At 70.1% G+C, this 20182-nt stretch carries 22 protein-coding genes and 1 pseudogene; 11 read left to right on the top strand and 12 right to left on the bottom strand.

The window, feature by feature from the left end; translation table 11 throughout:
• Both phaZ7 and TX83_RS21425 read left to right on the top strand, forming a co-directional pair.
• Positions 1-991, top strand: a 991-nt coding sequence (gene phaZ7 / locus TX83_RS21430; protein WP_064750016.1) for an extracellular native short-chain-length polyhydroxyalkanoate depolymerase PhaZ7, incomplete at its 5' end; no start/stop codon positions are given.
• A 110-nt stretch (positions 992-1101) separates the two neighbouring features.
• Entirely contained in the window at positions 1102-1458 is a 357-nt protein-coding gene (locus TX83_RS21425) for a hypothetical protein (protein ID WP_064750015.1), read from the top strand.
• A gap of 52 nt (positions 1459-1510) precedes the next feature.
• Here the strand turns inward: TX83_RS21425 and TX83_RS21420 are convergent, their stop codons facing one another.
• Complete coding sequence (locus TX83_RS21420; RefSeq protein ID WP_064750014.1) at positions 1511-1891, bottom strand: YciI family protein; 381 nt, start codon at positions 1889-1891, stop codon at positions 1511-1513.
• 189 nt (positions 1892-2080) lie between these two features.
• On the opposite strand from TX83_RS21420, the gene TX83_RS21415 reads away from it, so the two are divergent.
• From TX83_RS21415 to TX83_RS21400, 4 genes are all read left to right on the top strand, one after another.
• On the top strand, positions 2081-3004 hold the full coding sequence (locus tag TX83_RS21415) for a hypothetical protein (RefSeq protein ID WP_064750013.1): 924 nt from the start codon (positions 2081-2083) through the stop codon (positions 3002-3004).
• A gap of 294 nt (positions 3005-3298) precedes the next feature.
• Positions 3299-3679, top strand: coding sequence for a hypothetical protein (locus TX83_RS23560; RefSeq protein WP_064750012.1), 381 nt, complete (start codon positions 3299-3301; stop codon positions 3677-3679).
• Positions 3680-3773: 94 nt separating this feature from the next.
• Complete coding sequence (locus TX83_RS21405; protein ID WP_064750011.1) at positions 3774-4943, top strand: beta-propeller fold lactonase family protein; 1170 nt, start codon at positions 3774-3776, stop codon at positions 4941-4943.
• Between the two features lie 123 nt (positions 4944-5066).
• Positions 5067-6236: a beta-L-arabinofuranosidase domain-containing protein gene (locus tag TX83_RS21400; protein WP_064750010.1), complete on the top strand. Its 1170-nt coding sequence runs from the start codon at positions 5067-5069 to the stop codon at positions 6234-6236.
• A gap of 71 nt (positions 6237-6307) precedes the next feature.
• Here the strand turns inward: TX83_RS21400 and TX83_RS21395 are convergent, their stop codons facing one another.
• The gene (locus tag TX83_RS21395) at positions 6308-7234 is read right to left on the bottom strand and encodes a M14 family metallopeptidase (RefSeq protein ID WP_064750009.1); all 927 of its coding nucleotides are present in this window, start codon (positions 7232-7234) and stop codon (positions 6308-6310) included.
• 159 nt (positions 7235-7393) lie between these two features.
• On the opposite strand from TX83_RS21395, the gene TX83_RS21390 reads away from it, so the two are divergent.
• Together TX83_RS21390 and TX83_RS21385 are read left to right on the top strand one after the other, a co-directional pair.
• The gene (locus TX83_RS21390) at positions 7394-7624 is read left to right on the top strand and encodes a DUF4287 domain-containing protein (RefSeq protein WP_064750008.1); all 231 of its coding nucleotides are present in this window, start codon (positions 7394-7396) and stop codon (positions 7622-7624) included.
• Between the two features lie 53 nt (positions 7625-7677).
• Positions 7678-8028, top strand: a complete 351-nt coding sequence (locus TX83_RS21385) for a hypothetical protein (protein ID WP_064750007.1) — start codon at positions 7678-7680, stop codon at positions 8026-8028.
• Between the two features lie 53 nt (positions 8029-8081).
• Here the strand turns inward: TX83_RS21385 and TX83_RS21380 are convergent, their stop codons facing one another.
• The 4 genes and pseudogenes from TX83_RS21380 to TX83_RS21365 all read right to left on the bottom strand — a co-directional run bounded on the left by TX83_RS21380 (position 8082) and on the right by TX83_RS21365 (position 12078).
• Positions 8082-8504 (bottom strand): YqaA family protein, encoded by a 423-nt coding sequence (locus TX83_RS21380; protein WP_064750006.1) that lies wholly within the window; start codon positions 8502-8504, stop codon positions 8082-8084.
• A gap of 59 nt (positions 8505-8563) precedes the next feature.
• Positions 8564-10624, bottom strand: a complete 2061-nt coding sequence (locus TX83_RS21375) for a M13 family metallopeptidase (protein ID WP_064750005.1) — start codon at positions 10622-10624, stop codon at positions 8564-8566.
• 370 nt (positions 10625-10994) lie between these two features.
• Positions 10995-11396 (bottom strand): annotated as a pseudogene (locus TX83_RS21370) (DUF1801 domain-containing protein); the annotation flags it as partial.
• A 49-nt stretch (positions 11397-11445) separates the two neighbouring features.
• Entirely contained in the window at positions 11446-12078 is a 633-nt protein-coding gene (locus tag TX83_RS21365) for a DUF1801 domain-containing protein (protein WP_075575303.1), read from the bottom strand.
• Positions 12079-12235: 157 nt separating this feature from the next.
• Between TX83_RS21365 and TX83_RS21360 the strand changes: the two genes are divergently transcribed.
• Positions 12236-13078 carry a class I SAM-dependent methyltransferase gene (locus TX83_RS21360; protein ID WP_064750003.1) on the top strand — a complete coding sequence of 281 codons (843 nt, stop codon included), beginning with the start codon at positions 12236-12238 and terminating at the stop codon, positions 13076-13078.
• 10 nt (positions 13079-13088) lie between these two features.
• On the opposite strand, the gene TX83_RS21355 is transcribed toward TX83_RS21360, so the two are convergent.
• Positions 13089-13937 carry an alpha/beta fold hydrolase gene (locus tag TX83_RS21355; protein WP_428992587.1) on the bottom strand — a complete coding sequence of 283 codons (849 nt, stop codon included), beginning with the start codon at positions 13935-13937 and terminating at the stop codon, positions 13089-13091.
• A gap of 179 nt (positions 13938-14116) precedes the next feature.
• A complete protein-coding gene (locus TX83_RS21350; RefSeq protein WP_064750002.1) occupies positions 14117-14989 on the bottom strand; it encodes a class I SAM-dependent methyltransferase in 873 nt (290 codons plus the stop codon).
• Positions 14990-15054: 65 nt separating this feature from the next.
• Between TX83_RS21350 and TX83_RS21345 the strand changes: the two genes are divergently transcribed.
• Complete coding sequence (locus TX83_RS21345; RefSeq protein WP_079248378.1) at positions 15055-15531, top strand: helix-turn-helix domain-containing protein; 477 nt, start codon at positions 15055-15057, stop codon at positions 15529-15531.
• Between the two features lie 23 nt (positions 15532-15554).
• On the opposite strand, the gene TX83_RS21340 is transcribed toward TX83_RS21345, so the two are convergent.
• From TX83_RS21340 to TX83_RS21325, 4 genes are all read right to left on the bottom strand, one after another.
• Complete coding sequence (locus TX83_RS21340) at positions 15555-16847, bottom strand: hypothetical protein (RefSeq protein WP_222423805.1); 1293 nt, start codon at positions 16845-16847, stop codon at positions 15555-15557.
• Position 16848: 1 nt separating this feature from the next.
• The gene (locus tag TX83_RS21335; protein WP_141233624.1) at positions 16849-17226 is read right to left on the bottom strand and encodes a hypothetical protein; all 378 of its coding nucleotides are present in this window, start codon (positions 17224-17226) and stop codon (positions 16849-16851) included.
• A gap of 51 nt (positions 17227-17277) precedes the next feature.
• Positions 17278-17574, bottom strand: a complete 297-nt coding sequence (locus TX83_RS21330; protein WP_064750000.1) for a hypothetical protein — start codon at positions 17572-17574, stop codon at positions 17278-17280.
• Positions 17575-17993: 419 nt separating this feature from the next.
• Positions 17994-18980, bottom strand: coding sequence for an alpha/beta fold hydrolase (locus tag TX83_RS21325; protein ID WP_064749999.1), 987 nt, complete (start codon positions 18978-18980; stop codon positions 17994-17996).
• A 144-nt stretch (positions 18981-19124) separates the two neighbouring features.
• Between TX83_RS21325 and TX83_RS21320 the strand changes: the two genes are divergently transcribed.
• Positions 19125-20024 carry a LysR family transcriptional regulator gene (locus tag TX83_RS21320; protein WP_064749998.1) on the top strand — a complete coding sequence of 300 codons (900 nt, stop codon included), beginning with the start codon at positions 19125-19127 and terminating at the stop codon, positions 20022-20024.
• The last annotated feature ends 158 nt before the right edge of the window (positions 20025-20182 follow it).

The following is a 20182-nucleotide window of genomic DNA, read 5'->3' as shown; positions in this document are numbered from 1 at the left end:
GCCCAGCCAATACGCCGGCGGTTTCGCGCCCGGCGTCGGCAGCGGCGGCTTCGGCGGCGGCGACTGCATCGCCACCCGCACCCCGGTGGTGTTCGTGCACGGCAACGGCGACAGCGCGCTGAGCTTCGACATGCCGCCTTCCGCCGTGGCCGGCTATGCGGCGCCGGCGCTTTCGGTCTACGACGAACTCAAGGCGCGCGGCTACAACGATTGCGAGTTGTTCGGCATCACTTACCTGGACGCCGAAGAACGCGCCGCGCCGCAGTACAACTACCACGAGCCGGCCAAGTACCAGGTGCTCAAGAGCTTCATCGACAAGGTCAAGGCCTACACCGGCCGCAGCCAGGTCGACCTCGTCTCGCACTCGCTGGGCTCGTCGATGAGCCTGGCGATGCTGAAGTACTACGGCTATCAGGCCAGCGTGCGCCGCTTCGTCAACATCGCCGGCGGCCTGCGCGGCCTGCGCACCTGCCTGAGTACCGGCTACCAGTCGCCGTACGCGCCGACCTGCAATGCCGAAGCCTATGTCTATCCCTACGACTACTACACCTTCGGCCTGTATCCCAGCAGCGGCGTGCCTTATTACGGCTATAACCGCTGGACCGGCGACGGCAGCAACAGCTTGCGCGCGATGCCGCAGACTTACGGCTCGATCGCCTTCTACACCATCACCGCCGGCCTGTACGACCAGGTGCATTGCTTCACCACCAGCTACGCCGCCGGCTGCAGCGGCGGCGCGCTGTTCAACGCCGGTGCCAACGTCAAGGCCCAGGTCGACATCGGCGCCGGCAACAGCGCCTACGCCTACGACTGGGACTGGAGCGACGGCAGTCCCTACAACGCCGGCGGCGGCGACACCAGCCAGGGCGTCGGCCATTTCCGTTCCAAGTCCAACGCCGGCCGGATCGTCTACAACATGCTCGCGACTACCTGCACCAGCGGCTGCGCCAACGGCTACGCGGGCGTCAACGGACCGGCGGTCAATCGCTGAGCGCGACGGGGGCGTACCGCGGGATTCGCAGGCCGAGCCGCACCGGCCTTATCACGCACCGCCGGACCGGGTAAGGTCCACCCCAACCGATTCCTGCTTCCGAGGCAGTCATGAGCGTTCCTCCTTCCGACCAGGAAAAGCAAGCCGCAGCGAGGCAACTGCTGAACGCCCCGCCGCTCTACGCGCAGGATCCGATCTTCGCGATGATTCCAATGTCGGCCTGGGCGCGGCGCGGATACCAGTACACCCTCACCGTGCAGTGGCCGGATGTCTTCGTGCCGAATCAAACCGACACGATCACGGTCCATGCCCAGGTCCACTACGCCTGGAACGCGGGCCGACAGATCTGGACCCGACTCGCCGGCGATGCCTGGGTCAGCGGCCTGCCCGACTGGAGTACGCCGACCACCGCCGCGGTGATCGCGCTGGTGCCGGCCGAGCCGCCGGACCCGGACTATCACGGCTAACGCGGTCACGCCGCGCTCGCCTGCTCGCAGGCGGCGGCAAGCCGCCGTGCGTTCATTCGACACAGTCCATCCGCCCGCAGCCCGCCCCCTGGTCCTGCAGCGGCCGCACCTCGCACTCGATGTCCCAGCCCTCGCCGTGCACTTCCAGGAAGCGCCGGCCGATCGCGATCGCCTCCGCCTTCGACGCCGCTTCGAACAGGGCGTAACCGCCGATCACTTCCTTGGCTTCGGTGAACGGGCCGTCGGTGGCGGTGATCTTGCCGCCGCGCAGACGCAGGCGAACGCCGTCGGCGCTGGGCGTCAGCCCGGCGGTGGCGATCAGGCTGCCGTTGCGGGTCATCTCCTCCATCAACTGCTGCATGTCCGTCAGCAGACGCTCGCTGGGCGCCTGATTCAGGGTTTCGTCGATCCGGATCATGGACAAAAAACGCATGGTGCCGACTCCTCGTGGGCGGGCGCGGGCGCCGGAACGGTTCCGGCGCACAACCGCGCTCCTGCCAGGACGACGAACCGGAACCCGCCGAATCGACACGCCATGTTTTTTTCTGCGCCGGCCGGACCGGGCCGATACGGACGCCGCTATAGTGCGCCGACGCGATGACGCGACCGGAGACCCTCCTGCATGCTCGGATCTGCGATCGCCGCCCTGGCCGGCGGCGTCCTGTTGGTCGGTCCGGTCCTGCTCGCCCTGGCCGGCGTCTTGCGCCTGCGCGGCGCGGCGTCGGCGAGCGCCGCACGCGACGCCGTCGCGCCGCCCTGGAACCGGCGCCTGAGCCTGAACTCGGCTCTGCTTTACACCCTGGCTTTCAACCTGACCTTCTTCGTCCAGGAGCTGTTCCTGGTCCTGCCCAAAGCGCTGACGCCCGGGCTGCGGCCGACCCTGTTCCACAACAACCACGCCTGGCAAGGCGAGCACCCGTTGGCCGCGTTGTTCCAGGGCAGCGGCGCGGTCGCCACCGTGGTCGTCGCCTCGCTGTGCGCTTGGCGTCTGCGGCGCCCCCGCGGCGGCACCGGCTCGCGCCTGTTCCTGATCTGGATGGCGTATTGCGGCTGGCTCATGGCCTTGCCGCAGGTCGCGATCGGCGCGCTCAGCGATGGCAGCGACCTGGGCATGGCGATGCGTTATCTGCAATGGGGCCCGGCCGCCAGGCTGTGCGCGGCCGCGCTGGCGCTGGCCGCGATTCCGTTCGCGGCGCTGTCGTTGCTGAGGCCGCTGTTGGCGTTGGCCGATGCGCCCGAGCGCATCGCCGGGCCCGCTGCGCGCACCCGCTTCGTATTTCAGTGTGCGACGCTGCCGGCCCTGCTCGGCACTGCGCTGACGGTGCCGTTCCGGATGCCGCGCGAATGGATCGAGGTCGCATTGCTGCCGGCCTGGGTCGCGTTGTTCGGGCTGGTGTGGATCCAGGCCGGCGCCTGGCGCGTGCAAGGCGTGCGGGCCGGCGGCGCAGCGATGCGGCCGGGCTCCACCCTGGGCCTGGCGCTGGCCGCGGCGGGTCTGCTGCTGGTGTTTCAACTGTTGTTGCGCCCGGGCATCGCGTTCTACTGATTCGGGCGCGCGACGCCGGCGCGCCTCACCCGGCATCACTCGCGGTGCGCCGCATCGCGGCACTTGTGTGACCGCGTCGACCGTTGCGGCGCGCCCCACGCGGGCGTGTCCGTCGCTGCCGTGCGGAAGCGTTTTCCGATAAGAGCCGCGCGCGCAAGCGGATTCGCGAATGCGCCGCAACCGCGCACGATGCGCGAACCCGCCGGAAAACGACGCAGGAGGACAGCAGGATGCGGCCATCCACGCCCGATCGACCGGCGGCACGCGCCGCGCGCACTTGAACGGCGAACCGCCATGTCGCGCCGCATCGCCGCTCTGGCCTGGGCCTTGCTGATCGTGCAGGCCGGCTGCGTCGCGCCAGGCGACGTCTCCACCCTGGCCCTGCCCCGCGCGCGCGACATCGGCGAGTCGGTGTTCCTCGAGGTGCAGGTCGGCCGGCTCGGCTCGGGCCAGGAAATCGAATTGAGCACCGACACCGGCCGGCCATTGGGGATGATCTCGCCGCACGGACTGCGGCCCGGGCACGACGCGGGCGCCTATGTCGTGCCGCTGCCCGCTCACGCGGTGCGCGACGGCCGGGTCCGCGTGCGCCTGCGCATCGTCCGCGCCGGCGCGGCGCCGCGGCGTCCGGATGCGAGCGAAGTGCGCGGTCTGCGCATCGTCATGGGGCGTTGAAGGACCGCCATCGCCGCCCGAAGCGATGCCCGTCAGTATCGCCGCTGGGCCGAGGGCTGCGACACTGGCCGCCCGCCATCGCCGGACCGCAACCATGCGCCTGCACCGCCTGCTGTGCCCTGTGCTGCTCGCCCTGCCCTGGTACGCTCCGGCACAGATCGTCGGGGTCGCGTTGGAGCCCAAGGCCGTGATCGGCGACGGAACGCCGGTGGTCGGCGGCGCCACCGTGGTCGCGTCGCCGAAACCGGACCGCGCCGCATTCATCGACTTCTCGCCGTCGCAACCGCGCCTGCTCGGCGAAGTGGACGCTCCCACCAGCTATCTGGGTCCGCCGTCCGCGGTAGCGATCAGCGCCGATCGCCGGCTCGCCCTGGTCGCCGCGTCCTCACGGCTGGACCCCGCGCAAGCCAAGTTCGTGCCGGACCGCCGGGTCACGGTGATCGATTTGACCGCCTCGCCCCTGCGCGCGGTGCAGACGCTGGAATTGGACGCGTCGCCGACGTCGCTGGCGATGAGCCCCGACGGCCGCAGCGCCCTGGTGTTGCATACCGCCGCGGACCGCGCCACCGTGCTGGCGCTGGACAGCCGGGCGCACAGCGCGAAAGTCGCCGGACAGATCGCCTTCCCGGCGGGTTCCGGCCCCTTGTCCGCCGCCTTCTCGCCGGATGGGCGCCGCTTGCTGGTCACCCGCGCCGGCGATCACCGGGTGTCGTTGTATGCGGTCGACGACAGCGGCGTGCGTGTGCCGGCGATCCGCGACCTGGTCGCCGGCGTGCGGCCGTTCGCGGTTTCCTTCTGCGGCGCCGGCGGCCATGCGGTGGTCAGCAATTTCGGCGACGGCGACGGCGATGCCGATACGGTCAGCCTGTTGCGCCTGGACGGCGCCGCGCCGCGCACGGTCGATACCGTCAGCGTCGGCCCGGTGCCCGAAGGCGTGGCCTGCTCGCCCGATGGCCGCTACGCCGCGGCCGCGACCCAGAACCTCAGCAACCGGCCCAAGTCGCATCCGTTCTACGGCGAACGCAGCGCGGTGGTGCTGTTGAAGATCGAGAACGAGCGCCTGCTGCGCCTGGACCGGCAACCGATCGGCGCCTGGTCGCAGGGCGTCGCGTTTCTCGACGACTCGCGCACGGTGGTCGCGCAAAGCATCGCCGACCGCGCCCTGCACCGGTTCCGGATCGAAGCCGACCGTTTGCGGCCCGCGGGCGCGCCGATCGTGTTCGAGAGCGGCGGACCGGCGTCGATGGGCGTGTCGGGGCGCTGAACGCCTCGGCATCGCCGCGCGGCCACGCGGCGATGCGTTTCGTCATTCTGCGAACTCGATGCTGGCCCCTGCGCGCGGATGCGGCGACACTCGCCGCGCTCGCGCCGAAGCCGGATCGTCTTCATGAAGCATCTGCTGTGGTTCGCCCAAGTCGCCCTGCACGCGGACCGCGATCGCCTGAACGCCGGCCGCCATCCCACGCGCACGCCGCAGGAACATCTGGCCGCCGCAGCGCAATGGCTGTTGCGCGCGCAACAAGCCACCGACGACGACGGCGTCGCTCATTCCTACGACGCACGCCGCAACCGCTGGATCGCTTCGTATCCGGAGACCACCGGCTACGTGATTCCGACCTTGTGCGATTACGCCGATTACGGCGGCGACCCGCGCTATCGCGACGCCGCCCTGCGCATGGCGCGCTGGGAGGTCGCGATGCAACAACCCGATGGCGGCGTGCGCGCCGGCACCATGGCGACGCGGCCGGCGGTGTCGACCGTGTTCAATACCGGCCAGGTGCTGTTCGGCCTGGAGCGGGCATTGCGCGAGACCGGCGAACCGCTGTTCCGCGACGCCCTGGTCCGCGCCGCCGACTGGTTGTTGCAGGCCCAAGACCCGGACGGTTGCTGGCGCCGTTTCCAATCGCCGCTGACCACGACCCGGCGCGCGACCTACAACACCCGCACCGCGTTCGGCCTGGTGCGCGCCTACGAAGCCACCGCCGACGCGCGCTACCTGCAGGCCGCCGACCGCAACGTCGCCTGGGCGCTGTCGACCGCCCACGCCAACGGCTGGCTGCCCGACAATTGCCTGGGCCGGCATCGCGACGACCGCGCGCTCACCCACACCATCGCCTACGCCCTGCGCGGCTTCCTCGAAGTCGGTGCGGCCACCGGCAACCTCGGCTATCTCGACCAGGCCCGGCGCATGGCCCGGGCCATGGCGCAGGCGCAGGCCGCCGACGGCTCCCTGCCCGGCTACTGCGACCCGCAATGGCGCGGCGCGGTCGCCTGGACCTGCGTCACCGGCAATTCGCAGATGGCGGTCAATTGGCTGCGCCTGGCCCAGGTCGACGGCGACGAACGCTGGATCGCCCATGCGGTCGCCGCCAACCGCTACAACATGAGCCTGCAGCACCTGGCCACGGCCAACGACAACGTCCGCGGCGCGCTGAAAGGCTCGCATCCGCTCGGCGCGGCCTATATGCCCTGGCGCTACCCGAACTGGGCGACCAAGTTCTTCATGGACGCGCTGATGCTGGAAACGCGCTCCCCCAACGCGGCGCCGGCCGGCTGACACGACGCGCACGCGCCGATCGGCCGGGAGCGAGCGGGCCCCGGCCCGGGCCCGCTGCTCGTTCGGGACGGCTAGCCCGCGCGCGCGGCGAGGGCGAAGTCCAGCGCCGCGCACACCGCCGCGGCCTGGGCGGCATTGCACTGCGCCGGCGTGGCGCGCGGGCTGTCGGGATACACCTCGGTGGTGGTGGTGTAGCGCGCGTCGGTGATGCCGGCGCACAAGCCGAGCTGCTTGACCGGATAATTGATGACGCCGTGCGCGACCACCGGCGAGCCGATGATTTCGCCCTGCGCGTCCGGCGGCGCGATGTGGGTGACCTGCTCGACCGCGGCGATCACCGCCTGTTGGAACTCGGGCTGCGGGTTGTCGGTGTCGCCGACCAGATAGAAGCCGTCGGGGATCTCGCCGGGCTCGAACGGCTTGCCGTCGCGCGCGGCCAGCGCCGGGCGGAACTCGGACTCGTCGCTGTCGGTGGTTTCGTGCAGGTCGATGTGCACCAGCACCTGCGCCCGCACCGGCGCGACCAGGCGCAGCAGCGCCGCCGACTCCTGCGCCGGGCTGTTCTCCCGGAACGAACGGTTGGGATCGATCGCATCGACGTTCCAGCGGTGGATGCGCTCGTAGGCCCAGGGACTGATGCAGGGCGCGACCAGCAGATTGACCCGGCCGGCGTAATCGCCCGCATGCCGGTCCAGAAACAGCAAGGCGCCGTGCACGCCGCTGGTCTCGTAGCCGTGCACGCCGCCGGTCACCAGCGCCACCGGCAGGCTCGGGCCCCAGTTTCGGCTCTTGATCGCGAACAGCGGATAGGCGTCGGGGGCGTAGTCCAGGCGGCCGTACTCGACCACGTCGAAACGTTCCCGCAGGCCCTCGATCGCGCTCAGCACATCGTCGGCATAGCTGCGGTGACGCACCTGGCGCGCACGCCATTGCGCGACCTCCTGCGCGCCCCAGGCGCGTCCGGGGGTGCCGATCGGATAGAAGGCTGGGGCGTTCATCGTGGCGCTCGCTCTGGCGGTCCGAAAGACGGCCACTTTACCACCCTGGCCTGGGACGAATTTTTTGCCGGACCGTGTCGATCCGCGTCCCGCCCGTTCGTCGCTTCGGATAACAACGCCCTTCCGGCCCCGCCGGCCCCTTTCGATCAGGAGTCCACCATGTCCTTCCAGGCCTATCTCGACAACATCCAGAGCAAGACCGGCAAGAGCCCCGCCGATTTCCGCGCCCTGGCCGCAAAAAAGGGCTACGCCGACGCCACGGGCCTGCGCCCTGGGGTCAAGGCCGGCGAAGTACTGGCCTGGCTGAAGCAGGATTTCGACCTGGGCCAGGGCCACGGCATGGCCATCGTGGCCTTGCTCAAGGGCATGAAGAAAGAAGGCGACCGCTGAGCCGTCGCCGCCGCTCCGCGGGCCCGGCCCGCCACCTCGCCAAGGAGTCACCCATGAAGAAGTTCGTCGCCGTCTTCACCGGCTCGCCCGCCTCGATGGACGCGTGGCAGAAGCTGGATCCGCAAACCCGCGCCGAGCGCGACCGGGCCGGCATGCAGGCCTGGGAGCAATGGGTGCGGACCCATGCCGACATCATCGTCGACCACGGCGGCCCGCTGGGCAAAACCAAGCGCATCTCCAAGGACGGCGTCGCCGACATCCGCAACGCCCTGGCCGGCTACACCGTGATCCGCGCCGAATCGCACGACGCCGCCGCCCAACTGTTCGAAAACCACCCGCACTTCACGATCTTCCCCGGCGACGGAGTCGAGGTGATGGAGTGCCTGCCGATTCCGGGGATGTAACCGGCCGGGACGCAGGGGGTTGCGCGCGCCCCCCCTGCCCCCCTGGTGCGAGACTACAAGTACCGCGCCGCCGCTGCCGCCACCACCGCGTAGCGCGCGGCCTTGGCCAGCGTCACCAGCGGCAGGAACACCCGCAAGGGTTCGCGCATCATGCCGGCAGCCAGGGTCAGCGGGTCGCCGATCACCGGCATCCAGCTCAGCAACAGCGTCCAGCGGCCGTAACGGCCGTACCAGGCGCCGGCGCGGGCCAGCGCCGCCGGTTTGACCGGAAACCAGCGGCGGTCGCTGAAGCGCAACGCTTCCCGGCCCAGCCACCAGTTGAGCCAGGAACCGAGCACGTTGCCGACGCTGGCGACCAGCACCAGGCCCAACGGCGAATGGCCGGCGACGATCAGTCCGGCCAGGACCCCTTCCGATTGCGCGGGCAACAGCGTGGCGGCGACGAAGGCCGCCGCGAACAGGCCCAGGTAGATCATGTCGAGAACGTCGGGGGACGCAGGAGCAAGCAGCGCTCAACCCCTGCGTCCCTGGCGCATCACCAGATCCGCACGCGCTGCTCCGGCGCCAAGTACATGGCGTCGCCCGGCTTGACCTCGAACGCGCGGTACCAAGGGTCGAAATTGCGCAGCGGGCCGTTGGCGCGGTACTGCGACGGCGAATGCGGGTTGGTCTTGATCTGGTTCAGCAGCGCCTCGTCGCGGTACTTGCCCTTCCAGATCTGGCCCCACGACAGGAAGAAACGCTGGTCGCCGCTGAGGCCGTCGATCACCGGCGCCGGCTTGCCGCCCAGGCTCAGCTGATAAGCCGTATAGGCCATCGAAATACCGCCGAGGTCGCCGATGTTCTCGCCCATGGTCAGGGCGCCGTTGACGCACTGGCCCGGCAGCGGGCAGTAGCCGTCGTACTGCGCGCCCAGGGCCTTGGTGCGCTGCTCGAAGCCGGCGCGGTCGGCGTCGGTCCACCAATTGCGCTGGATGCCGGCGAAGTCGGACTTGCTGCCCTGGTCGTCGAAGCCGTGGCCCATCTCGTGGCCGATCACCGCGCCGATGCCGCCGTAGTTCACCGCCGGGTCGGCGTTGAGGTCGAAGAACGGCGCCTGCAGGATGCCGGCCGGGAACACGATCTCGTTGAAGGTCGAGTTGTAGTAGGCGTTGACCGTCTGCGGCGTCATGAACCACTCGTCGCGGTCCGGGCGGGTGCCGATGCGGCGCACCTGGTCGGCGCGGCCGTAGCGGCGCAGTTGCATCACGTTGGCCATCAGATCGTTCGGCACGATCGCGACGCTGGAGTAGTCGCGCCACTTGTCCGGGTAGCCGACCTTGGGCCGGAAGGTCGACAGCTTGCGATAGGCCTCGGCCTTGGTCGCATCGCCCATCCAGTCGATCTTCTCGATGTTGCTGCGCAGGGCCTTGCGCAGGTTCTCCACCAGCGCCTGCATCGCCGCCTTGGCCTGCGGCGAGAAATTGCGCTCGACGTAGAGCTTGCCCATCGCGTCGCCGAGGCCGTCCATGCCGGTGACCGCGGCCACCGCGCGCTTCCAGTCGTCGCGCTGCGCCTTCTGCCCGCTCAGCACGGTGCCGTTGAAGGCGAACGCGGCGTCGTCGATCTCGCGGCTCAACAGGCCGGCGTTGTTGCGCATCGCGTGGAAGGTCAGGTAGTCGCGCCATACCGGCAGCGGGGTCTTGCCGATCACGTCCAGCACCGGCTGCACCGCGCTGGGGGTGGCCACGTTGACCCGGTCGATCGCCGGCATGCCCTGCGCCTTCAGCTGCGCCGCCCAGTCGTAGCCGGGGTACTGCGTGCCGAGCTCGGCGAAGCTGGAGACGTTGTAGGTCTTGTCGCGGTCGCGCAGCTTGGCGCGTTCCCACTGCGGCTTGGCCAGTTCGGTTTCCAGCGCCAGCACCGCCTGCGCGCGCGCCTTGGCGTCGCTCACCCCGGCGAAGCCGAGCATGCGCTCGATGTGGGCCAGGTAGGCGGTGCGGATGCCGGCGAAGCGCGCGTCCTGATTGAGGTAGTAATCGCGGTCCGGCAGGCCCAGGCCGCCGACGCGCAGGCCGACCAGGTACTGGTCCGGGTCCTTGCGGTCGAGGTCGACGCCCAGGCGCACCGGTGCGGCGCTGCCGTCGAGATCGGCCTCGCCGAACGCGGCGATGAGCGCCGGCTTGGAATCGATCTTGGCGATCTTGTCCAACACCGGCTGCAGCGGACGGACGCCGGCGGCGTCGCGCGCGGCGCGGTCCATGTAGCTGGCGTAGTAGTCGCGCAGCTTGCGCGCGTCGCTGCCCGGGGCCAAGTCCTGGCGCTGGCGCAGTTCTTCGATGATCGCGTGCACCTGCGCCTCGGACTGGTCGCGCAACGCGTTGAACGAACCGTAGGAGGTCTCGTAGTCCTTGAGCTGGTAGCTGTCCAGCCAGTGACCGTTGACGTAGCGGTTGAAGTCGTCGCCCGGCTTGACCTGAGTGTCGCGCGCGCTCAGGTCGACGCCGAAGCTGCCCAGCCGCGGCTGCCCCTGGGCGCCGGCCCCGGCGGCCTGGACGGAGGGAACGGCCAACGCGGCGGCGAGCGCCAGGCCCAGGCTCAAACGTGAAAACTTCATGATGCGGTCCCCGGTGGAAAGGGCGCAGCCTAGCGCAGCGCGCCGCGACCTGTCCCGGGCCGATGGTTTGGACGCGGACCAGCCGGATTCGGCAAAGCGCCGCGTCCTGCGGGGCCGTCCGCGCGTCGTCGAGCGCGCCGCGCCGGCCTCGGCCTCAGGCGCGCTTGGCGGGTCCGGCGGCCTTGGCGACGGGCTTTTTGGACGTCTTGGCAGCGGTCTTCCCGGCGGCTTTCGCGGCGCTCTTCTTGGCGCTGCTCGCGACCGCCTTCGCCGCGGTCTGCCGGACCGCCGCGGCCTGCTTCGGAGCGGCCTGCTTCGGAGCCGCCTTCTGGGCGGCTTTCTTGGCGGCGCTCTTGGCCGCCGTCCCGGCTTTGGCCGAAGCATTGTGCGCTGCGGCAGCGCGGATCAGCCCCTGCAAGGCCTTGCCGTCGATCTTCTGGCCTTCGCGGAAATCGATCGCGCGGCGGGTGTTGCCGTCGAGGCTGGCGTTGAACATCCCGGTCGGGTCGTCCAGCGCAGCGCCCTTGGCGAAGGTCAGCTTGACCGCGTTCTTGTAGACCTCGCCGGTGCACAGGATGCCGCCCTGCGACCACACCGGCACGCCCCACTTCCACTCCTCGACGATCCCGGGGCCGGCCTGCAGGATCAGCTTGCGCGCCTGGGCCAGGGTCTGGCCGCGCCAGTCGCTCAACCCGGCAATGCGCTCGTCGATCATCGCCGACGCGGCCTGATCGTCCGCGCCGCCGCCGGAACCGCCGTGCTTGCTCTTCATGCGTAGTCGCCTCCGAAAGATGGATTGTCGTCGCTGCGGCCGGTGCCGCCTACATCCGCTCCCCGGGCAAACGGCTCGCCTGCTTCGCCCAGGCCACGAATTGCGCCTCGTCGAACGATTCGTTTTCGTACACGTGCAGATAGCGCGTATGCGCGGTCTTGGACGGCTCAGGCGGCATCGGCCGCAGCGAAGCGCCGCGGAAGAACGCCAGCTTGATGTAGCGGTCGAAGCAATGAAAGCTCAGGAACCAGCCCTGGCCGCGGATGCCGTACAGCGGCGAATTCCACTTGACCGCCTTATGCACGTTCGGCACGGCTTCGACGATCAAGGCATCCAGGCGCTGCCCCATCGCACGTTTCCAATCCGGCATCGCCGCGATATAGGCCTGCACCGGCGCATCGCCCTCGCCTTTGGCGATCTGCGGGTTGCCGCCGGACAGCAGCACCGGCGCCTTGGCCGCGACGGAACGCGCCGCTGCGGTCCGCGCGGGCCCGGCCGGTTTCGCCGACACCATGCGGGCGGTAGGTTTCCCCGTTCGAGCCTGCTTCGCCGAGGTTTTTTTCGTTGCGCTCTTCCGGGCTGCGATTTGCCCGGCCCGCGCCGGCTTCGCGGCAGGCTTGCCGGCGGACGCCGTCTTCTTGACGACGGCGGGCGCCGAGGTGCGGGACGTCTTCGCGGTCATGGCGCGGCTCCCAGCGCGGTGGCCGCTCTTTATACCGCGAAGGCCAGCGTGCGCCGTATCCGGGGCAGCCCCAGGGCCGGCGAGGGATCGCCGGTCGAGAAAACCGCCTGCGCGCTTTATCCTGGGCGCCGCATTCGTCCGCCCAGGAACACCCGTCGTGCCGCATTACTCAGGCCCCCTGCTGACCGCGCCGCTGGCCGGACAACTGATCGCCGCGCGCGCGGCCGGCCAGGAGGACTGGACCGGCTCGCTGGACCTGGGCCGCAGCAGCGGCACCGTGCGGTTGCAGGCCGAGTCCTGGCAGTGGCACGGGCAAGCCTTTCCCTACCCGGCCAAGCTCAAGGACCGCACCGTCTACTACTGGGACGGCGAGGACTTCGCCGCCGTGTCGCGCTACGCCGGTTCGCTGATCAAACTGGTGCCCACCGAATGGGGTGTGCCGACGTTCGAGATCGACGGCATCAAGATGCTGCCGACCGCCAAGACCTCGCCGCTGGAGGATGCACGGCGCAAGGTCGCCTTGATCGAGCCGCGCGGCAAACAGGTGCTGGACACCTGCGGCGGCCTGGGCTACTTCGCCGCCTGCTGCCTGGAAGCCGGAGCGGCGCGAATCCAGTCGTTCGAGAAGAACGAGAGCGTGCTCTGGCTGCGCACCCTCAACCCCTGGTCGCCCGATCCCGAAGCGCCGGTCAACGGCGATCGCTTGCAACTGCGCCACGCCGATGTGTCGCAGGCGATCGCCGAGATCGGCAGCGCCTCGGTCGACGCCCTGCTGCACGATCCGCCGCGCTTCGGTATCGCCGGCGAACTGTATTCGCAGGCCTTCTACGATCAACTGGCGCGGGTGCTGCGCCGCGGCGGCCGCCTGTTCCACTACACCGGCAGCCCGAACAAGCTCACCAGCGGCCGCGACGTGCCGCGCGAAGTCGCCAAGCGCCTGGACAAGGCCGGCTTCAAGGCCGAGCTCGCCCTCGACGGCGTGGCGGCGACCCGGCGCTGAGCGCCGCGGCTCAGGGCGCCGCGGCCAGCGCCGCGACCGTGCGCACGGCGGCGGCCACCGCCTTGGGGTCCTCGCGGTGGATGTTGTGGCCGGTCGCGAAGTAACGGTGTTCGCCGCGCGCGAAACCGGCGAACAGTTGCGCGTGCTGGCGTTTCCAGATCGCCTTGCCCGGTGCGGTCTCTTCCAACACGAACGGTTCGGCGGCGACTTGGGTCGAGGTCATCAACACCACCGGCACGTCGGCCGGCGCGCGCGGGACGGCGGCATCGGCGCTGTCGAGTTGCTCGACCAGCAGGCGGTAGTCGGCCGCCATCGGCGGCGGCAGCATCGCCAGCAAGGCCTGGTCGTCGGCCAGCACGCGCGCACGGTCGGCTCGCTTGAACGCATGCCGCTGATCCAGGGTGGTCGGGTCGACCAGCACCAGGCCGAGCAGGCGCTGCGGATGGCGGCGGGCGAATTCGCTGGCGAGCAGACCGCCGTAGGAGTGTCCGACCAGCACCACCTTGCGGTGCGGCGCCAAGCTGTCCATCACCGCCTCCAGGTCTTGCAGATGCTCTTCGATGCGCTTGGGTCGACCGTCGCTGCCGGAGCCGCCGAGCCCGGCGCGCGCGTAGGCGATGCAATCGCAATCGGCGCCGAGTTCGGCGATGACCTGCTTCCAAGCGCCCGCGCCCTGGCCGAAACCCGATTCGAACACCACCGCGACCGGCCCCTGGCCCTGCTGCTGCGCCTGCAGGCGGTAGCCCGCGCGCTGCACCGTGCGTTCGCCGGCCGGCGCTTCGGCGGCTTGCGCCGCCGCGGCGCACCACAGTCCCAATGCCAGCATCGCCGCCTGCCCCAAGCGCTTGCGCTTGCCCATATCCCCGCCTCCTGTGTGATCGGTCCAGGCGACCCGCGCTTCGTGGCCGGCCGCCGATTGATCACAATAATAGTGTTGTATTTAAGCAACACACTAGTCCGAAAGACAGGGGGGCCTTTCGGACTAGCGGCGGAGGTACGCATTCGCGGCGCCGGCCCGCGCCGCGCCGCAGCCGCAGGTCAAACCGAAGCGTCCACGCGCCAGCAAGCGGCGCTGAAACGGATCTCGTCGCCGCGCCGGAACGGTGCGAACGCCGGCGCGATCGCCTCGACGACCCGCGCCCGGTCCGCCGGGTCGGCGCCGGCCAGCGCCAGCCCGACCGGCCCCAGCCGGCTGAGATAGGCCGGCAGCTCGCACGCGGCGAAGCCGCATTCCAACTCGACCGGGCGGATGTCGACGGCGCGCCAACCCGCCTGCTGCAGGATCTCGCGAACCTGCCGCGCGTCGGCGAAAGCGAACTGGCCGGGGCCGCCCGGCCGCCGCAGCGGCAGCTCCGGCAGCAACGGCGCCGCAGCGCGTTCGGCCGTGGTCATGAACGGGTTCTCGGCCGCCCCGCGCCAGGCGAGGAAGCGCATCGCCCCACCCTCGCGCACCGCGCCCCGCAGATGCGCGAACGCCGCGACCGGATCGTCGAAGAACATCACGCCCAGGCGCGACAGGATCAGGTCGTAGCGCGCCGCGCCGAAATCGTAGCGCTGCGCGTCGGCGCAGACGAAGCGCGCGTTCGCGCCCTCGCTCGCCGCGCGAGCGCGCGCCAGTTCGATCATCGGCGCGGAGACGTCCACGCCGGCGCACACGGCGCCGGCGCGCGCCGCGGCCAGGGCCAGCGCGCCGGTGCCGCAGCCCACGTCCAGCACGTCGGCGCCCGGCCGCTGCGCCAACGGCTCCAGCAACACCGGCACGAACGCGGCGAACATCGCATCCAGCAACGCCTGCGTCTCGACCCAGGCGCGACCGGCGGCGCCGTTCCACAACGCGGTCTGGTCGTTGGCGTCGAGCGGCGGCGCGACCGTGGGCTCGGGTTCGAAGTCGTAGCTGATGGGCACGGTCATGGCGGCTTGCCTGCACGGGAGGGAGCCCGCACCATGCCACTTCAAGTTCGCTTGAGGTCAAGCCGGTGCCGTGCCTCGATATCGCCCAAGTCGCCCGCGCCTCCGGCGTGCCCGCGTCCACGCTGCGGTTCTACGAAGAAAAAGGTCTGATCGCCTCGCTCGGGCGGCGCGGCCTGCGGCGTCTGTTCGACGCATGCGTACTCGAGCGGCTGGCCCTGATCGCGCTCGGCCGCGCCGCCGGCTTCTCGCTGGAAGAGATCGGCCGGGTCTTCGCCGACGGCGGCCAGACCATCGACCGGCGACTGCTGCTCGCCAAGGCCGACGAACTCGATCGCCGCATCCAGCGCCTGAGCGCAATGCGCGACGGCCTGCGCCACGCCGCTCATTGCCGCGCGCCCAGTCACCCGCAGTGCCCGACCTTCCAGCGCATCGTGCGCGCCGCCGGCAGCGGCGCGTTCGAACGCCGGCAAGCGGACGCCGACGCCGCAGCGCACGGCGCCGTGCCGCCGCGCAAGCGCCGGGCACGCAAGCGCGCCGCATAAACGCGGGCGCGAAGCCGCAGCGCTCAGAAGCAGACGATGAAGCAGTAGATCTGCGACTTGTCCAAAGCCACCTCGACGGTCTCGCCGTCGCGCGGCACCGTCACTTTCTTTTCGAACGTCGTGCCCTGCTGCACCGTATACGACCAATACGCGACCTGGTCGTTGGAACCGATGTATTGATTGCCTCGGTAGACATCGGTCCGGCCGACGACTTCGGGTCGGTTGACGGTCTTTTCGTAGGAGAAGTTCGCCACCAGCAGGTACTCGCCCGCCGGCATGTTGGTGAACTCCCAGCGCCCCTGGTCGTCGAGGATCTGGGTCGACATGAAGTGCTTGAGGATGTGCAGCGGAATCTGCTCGGGCAGCTTCTTGTTGCGCTTGACCTGTTCGTACCAGGCCTTGAACTCGTCGGTCATCCAGATAAGACCGACCGCGCGGCTGCCCTTGGGCGGGTACTTCTTCTTCGCCAGCGCCGCGCCCTTGAAGTAGGTCTGCCCGCGGATCGTCGAGGTGCCCAGCGGCCGCAGCTCGGCGGTCGCCTCGCGCAGGCTCTTGCCGGCGAAGCGCTTGCCGTCCAGGCAAGCCAGCAAGGCGCCGCGGGCCTGGTCCAGGCCGTCGTAGGCCACCGACACCGCTGGGGCCGCGACCAGCTTCAGCTGCATCTCGTCCTCGCGGTCGCGCATCGACTTGAGGGTCTGGCGGATATCGCCCGCCGGAATCGCGAGCACGCCGGCCGAGGTCGCCGCGTCGCCGGGCAACTGCATGGCGTTGAGGCGGGTGGCCGGCAGATCCTTCTGCACCAACTCCACCTGCACCGGCTGCGGCGAGCGGGAAAAAGGGATGCCGTAACCGTCGAACAGGATGGACGACGCGCGCGAACTCGCAGTCGGCCCGAGAATCGCCAACCCGACCGAGCCGGCCCGCGCCGGCACGAATTTCACTGCGCAGTTCAACCCCGGACGTGCGGCATCTTCGCGCAGCATCCACGCCCCCAAGGACGAGCGGGTGACCAGCTTTGCTTCCCCGGTCTGATCCGGCCTGGCCGCGGTCGCGCCGGCGTCGGCCTGCGTCGCGCCGGCGCCGCCGCACAAACCAGCCCACAGCAGGCATGCCCAAACCGCCTTTCGCCAAACCGCCGCGGCATCGACGCTGTCACCGTAATCGAACATCCCTTGCCTCTTCCTGCGCAGTCCGGTCTGCGCCATGACCAAAAATCTTCGGCCGCGTGCTCCGACCGTCTCGAAACCCTCGCCTGCCGTCGCGGCTGCGATCGGGCGCGGCGGCGCTGGGCGGCATTCTAAGCCCGGCGCCGCCATGCTAAGTGTTGGGCGCCCCGCAGGCGTGCAGCGCATCGACCGACCGCGCCGCCATCGCGCAATCCAGATGCCGGCGCGTCACCATGCCGGATTGCGCGCAGGTGCCCGAGTCCTTGCTGAGCTGTTCCTCGCCCAGCACCGCGGCCGCGTCCATGCCGTCGAGCCGGTAGGTGTGCACGTAGTAGGCCCGGCATTCGGCGGCGCTGACGCCGGTCGATCCCGAGCCCACCACGGCGGTGCAGGAGGCCGAGCAGGCGGCAACCAGAAGAACGACGGCGCGCAATGTTGTTGGCATAACCTTATCCATGACCTTCGAATACCTGAGAAATGCCGGTGGCGGAAGCGGCGCCCGGCGGTTGGCCTGCGCGTCCTTGCGCATGCGCCTTCCTACAGATCCGCGCCCGCCGCCGACGAGGACGCAGCGATGCGCTCACATCGGATTGCACACCGGCGGATTGGTCATGCCGAACGAGAGCAGGTTGCCGCCGTTGACCGTGCAGGCGTACGTCTTGCCGCTCTTGGTTCTGAGGGTCGCGTAGGTATTGACGCCTTCGGTGCGGCGGTTGACAAGGGTGAGGTCCGACGGCGACAGCCCCAGCACGCCGGACGTCTTGGACAGGATATCCGCGTCGCTGAGGCTGTTGGTTTTCGTGGCGATGGCGCTGCAGCCGGAAACCAAGCCGCAGCCCGCGGCCAACGCGACGAAAACGAAACTCCGGATCCTCATTGCACTACTCCTCGATTAGGGCCTGAAAACACCGTGCGCGCGCCGGCCCGACGGGCGCTCACGGTCTGGGCCATCGCGCTGCGCGGCGGCGGAAGCGACGGCTCAGCGACGACCAGGACGGCGAAGCCACGCGGGCTCCGGCATCCACCGCAGGCTTCGCAGCTTGCGATGCGACGCTAGGCTGCCCGGGGCGTCCGAGCCCGCGCAATACGGCCGTGACGAACCGAGCCGGCGCCGGGACGAACCGACGCTTTCCTGCGGCCGGACGATGCGCGATGGACGACCAACGCCGGCCGCGTCGGGCTGATGCCGGCAGGAAACGCGACCAAGCGATCGCGCGCCGGCCTGTTGCCGTACGCGCGACCGCTTCGGATGCCGCCCACCGTCCGCGCCGCAAACACTCGGCGCGCGGCGGTCGCTCACTTGTCGCGGCCGACATGCCGGTCGAGGAAGCCGCCGATCTCGCGCGCGATCTCCACGCCGTGCGTTTCCAGGGCGAAATGCCCGGTATCGAAGTACTTCACCGTCGCATTCGGGTTGTCGCGGCGATACGGCGCGGCGCCGGCGGCGACGAAGATTTCGTCGTTGCGTCCCCACAGCACCAGCATCGGCGGCTTGCGTTCGCGGAAGTAGCGCTGCCACTGCGGATACAACGGCAGATTGGTGCGGTAGTCGTAGAACAGGTCGAGCTGGATCTCCTGGTTGCCGGGGCGGTCCAGGCCGGCCTGGTCGTGGGTCCAGGCGTCGCGACTGACCAGCGACACGTCGCGCACGCCGTTGGTGTATTGCCACTGGGTCGCCTTGGCGCTGGTCAGCCAGCGCAGCGCCTCGCGCTCGGCCGGCGCGCCGCTGCGCCAATAGGCCTTGATCGGGTCCCAGAAGCCGGCGATGCCTTCGTCGTAGGCGTTGCCGTTCTGGACCACGATCGCGCTCACCCGCTGCGGATGAGCGACCGCCAGGCGGAAACCGACCGGCGCGCCGTAGTCCATCACATACAAGGCGTAGCGCTCGAGGCCCAGGCGCTGGGTCAGCGCGTCCACCGTCTTGGCGTAGTTGTCGAAGGTGTAGGCGAAGCCCTCGCGCGGCGGCGCGGCGCTGTAGCCGAAGCCCGGATAGTCGGGGGCGATCACCCGGTAGCGCTGGGCCAGGCGCGGGATCAGGTCGCGGAACATGTGCGAGGAGGTCGGGAAGCCGTGCAGCAACAACAGCGCCGGGGCGTCGGCCGGGCCGGCCTCGCGGTAAAACACCTCGACGCCGTCGATGTCGACGGTGCGATAGCGCACCTGCTCGGCGGCGGGGGCGGTTGCGGTCTGCGCAGCCGACTCTGCGGCAGCGGCCGGGAGGGTCTGGACGGCGCTGGCGGCCAACACGGCGGCAGTGGCCAGGTTCAACAGGGTCTTGCTCATGGGGAGGCTCCGATGGGCCGCCGGCTGCAGCGGGCCCGGCGACCGAAGGGGAAGGTCTGCGCTGCGGGAGCCACTTTGAATCTTTCTCCGGACGGTGATAATCGGCATGGAAGACACTTCACCATTGCCGAATCAGGAATAACCGTGGACCGCCTCCAAGCCATGAGCGTGTTCGCCGCCGTCTGCGACACCGGCAGCTTCGCCGCAGCGGCACGCCGGCTGGGCCTGTCGCCGCCGGTGGTCACCCGCACCGTGTCCAGCCTGGAAAGCCACATCGGCGTGCGCCTGCTGCAACGCACCACCCGTTCGCTGCACCTCACCGACGCCGGCACGCGCTACCTGGACCAGGTCCGGCGCGTGCTGGCCGAGGTCGACGCCGCCGAGGACATCGCCCGCGGCGAACAGGAGCGGCCGCGCGGCCGGCTGGTGATCTCGGCGCCGCTGACGTTCGGCCGCATGCACGTGGCCGCGTTGCTGCGCCGCTATCTGGCCGCCTACCCCGACGTGGTCGCCGAGCTGCAACTCAACGACCGCAACGTCAGCCTGATCGAGGAAGGGGTCGACATCGCGATCCGGCTGGGCGCGCTCGGCGACTCCAGCCTGGTCGCACGCCCGCTCGGCAGCACCCGCCGCGTGCTGGTGGCCAGCCCGGCGTATCTGGCCGCGCGAGGGCGACCGGCCGCGCCGGAAGCGATCGCCGGCCACGACACCATCGCTTTCGGCCCGGTCCATGCCAACGGCGACTGGCTGTTCGCCGACCCGCACGACCCGGCGCGCGAGCTGCGCATCGCCATCGCCGCGCGCCTGTCCACCAACAGCGCCGAGGCCGCGATCGACCACGCCCGCGAGAGCGGCGGCCTGGTCCGCGCCCTCCATTATCAGGTCGCTGCGCACCTGGCCACCGGCGAACTGGAGGTCCTGCTGCCCGAATTCGAACGTCCGCCGTCGCCGATCCATGCGGTCTACCCCAGCGCGCGCATGCTGCCGGCGCGGGTGCGGGCGTTCCTGGACCTGGCCTTGGCGGACGGGGTGCGTGCGTACTGAAGTCGCCTCGGCCTCCGCGGTTTCGCAAAAAGAAACAGTTGCGCGTCAGCGTCCGACTTAGACTCGGCGCCTGCGCGCGCCGTGCTGGCCCTGCAGGCGCGCTTCAACGACACGGCCCCCCCGCCGCATCGCTCATCGAGTCGACCCAACAGGATTCC

Origin of the sequence: Lysobacter antibioticus HS124, assembly GCF_000336385.2 — a bacterium.
Classification (GTDB): Bacteria; Pseudomonadota; Gammaproteobacteria; order Xanthomonadales; family Xanthomonadaceae; genus Lysobacter; species Lysobacter firmicutimachus.
The sequence above is the reverse complement of the archived record's forward strand: the minus strand, read 5'-3'. Positions and strand labels throughout refer to the sequence as shown.

What these genes read in the sequence shown, in the direction of transcription:
- TX83_RS21375 (WP_064750005.1), bottom strand. Translation starts at nt 10,624, where the DNA reads ATGAAGTTTTCACGTTTGAGCCTGGGCCTGGCGCTCGCCGCCGCGTTG.
- TX83_RS21395 (WP_064750009.1), bottom strand. Translation starts at nt 7,234, where the DNA reads ATGAACGCCCCAGCCTTCTATCCGATCGGCACCCCCGGACGCGCCTGG.
- TX83_RS21330 (WP_064750000.1), bottom strand. Translation starts at nt 17,574, where the DNA reads ATGAGGATCCGGAGTTTCGTTTTCGTCGCGTTGGCCGCGGGCTGCGGC.
- TX83_RS21350 (WP_064750002.1), bottom strand. Translation starts at nt 14,989, where the DNA reads ATGACCGTGCCCATCAGCTACGACTTCGAACCCGAGCCCACGGTCGCG.
- TX83_RS23560 (WP_064750012.1), top strand. Translation starts at nt 3,299, where the DNA reads ATGTCGCGCCGCATCGCCGCTCTGGCCTGGGCCTTGCTGATCGTGCAG.
- TX83_RS21405 (WP_064750011.1), top strand. Translation starts at nt 3,774, where the DNA reads ATGCGCCTGCACCGCCTGCTGTGCCCTGTGCTGCTCGCCCTGCCCTGG.
- TX83_RS21355 (WP_428992587.1), bottom strand. Translation starts at nt 13,937, where the DNA reads ATGGGCAAGCGCAAGCGCTTGGGGCAGGCGGCGATGCTGGCATTGGGA.
- TX83_RS21415 (WP_064750013.1), top strand. Translation starts at nt 2,081, where the DNA reads ATGCTCGGATCTGCGATCGCCGCCCTGGCCGGCGGCGTCCTGTTGGTC.
- TX83_RS21365 (WP_075575303.1), bottom strand. Translation starts at nt 12,078, where the DNA reads ATGACCGCGAAGACGTCCCGCACCTCGGCGCCCGCCGTCGTCAAGAAG.
- TX83_RS21380 (WP_064750006.1), bottom strand. Translation starts at nt 8,504, where the DNA reads ATGATCTACCTGGGCCTGTTCGCGGCGGCCTTCGTCGCCGCCACGCTG.
- TX83_RS21425 (WP_064750015.1), top strand. Translation starts at nt 1,102, where the DNA reads ATGAGCGTTCCTCCTTCCGACCAGGAAAAGCAAGCCGCAGCGAGGCAA.
- TX83_RS21325 (WP_064749999.1), bottom strand. Translation starts at nt 18,980, where the DNA reads ATGAGCAAGACCCTGTTGAACCTGGCCACTGCCGCCGTGTTGGCCGCC.
- TX83_RS21400 (WP_064750010.1), top strand. Translation starts at nt 5,067, where the DNA reads ATGAAGCATCTGCTGTGGTTCGCCCAAGTCGCCCTGCACGCGGACCGC.
- TX83_RS21335 (WP_141233624.1), bottom strand. Translation starts at nt 17,226, where the DNA reads ATGCGCAAGGACGCGCAGGCCAACCGCCGGGCGCCGCTTCCGCCACCG.
- TX83_RS21390 (WP_064750008.1), top strand. Translation starts at nt 7,394, where the DNA reads ATGTCCTTCCAGGCCTATCTCGACAACATCCAGAGCAAGACCGGCAAG.
- TX83_RS21385 (WP_064750007.1), top strand. Translation starts at nt 7,678, where the DNA reads ATGAAGAAGTTCGTCGCCGTCTTCACCGGCTCGCCCGCCTCGATGGAC.
- TX83_RS21420 (WP_064750014.1), bottom strand. Translation starts at nt 1,891, where the DNA reads ATGCGTTTTTTGTCCATGATCCGGATCGACGAAACCCTGAATCAGGCG.
- TX83_RS21340 (WP_222423805.1), bottom strand. Translation starts at nt 16,847, where the DNA reads ATGGCGGCGCCGGGCTTAGAATGCCGCCCAGCGCCGCCGCGCCCGATC.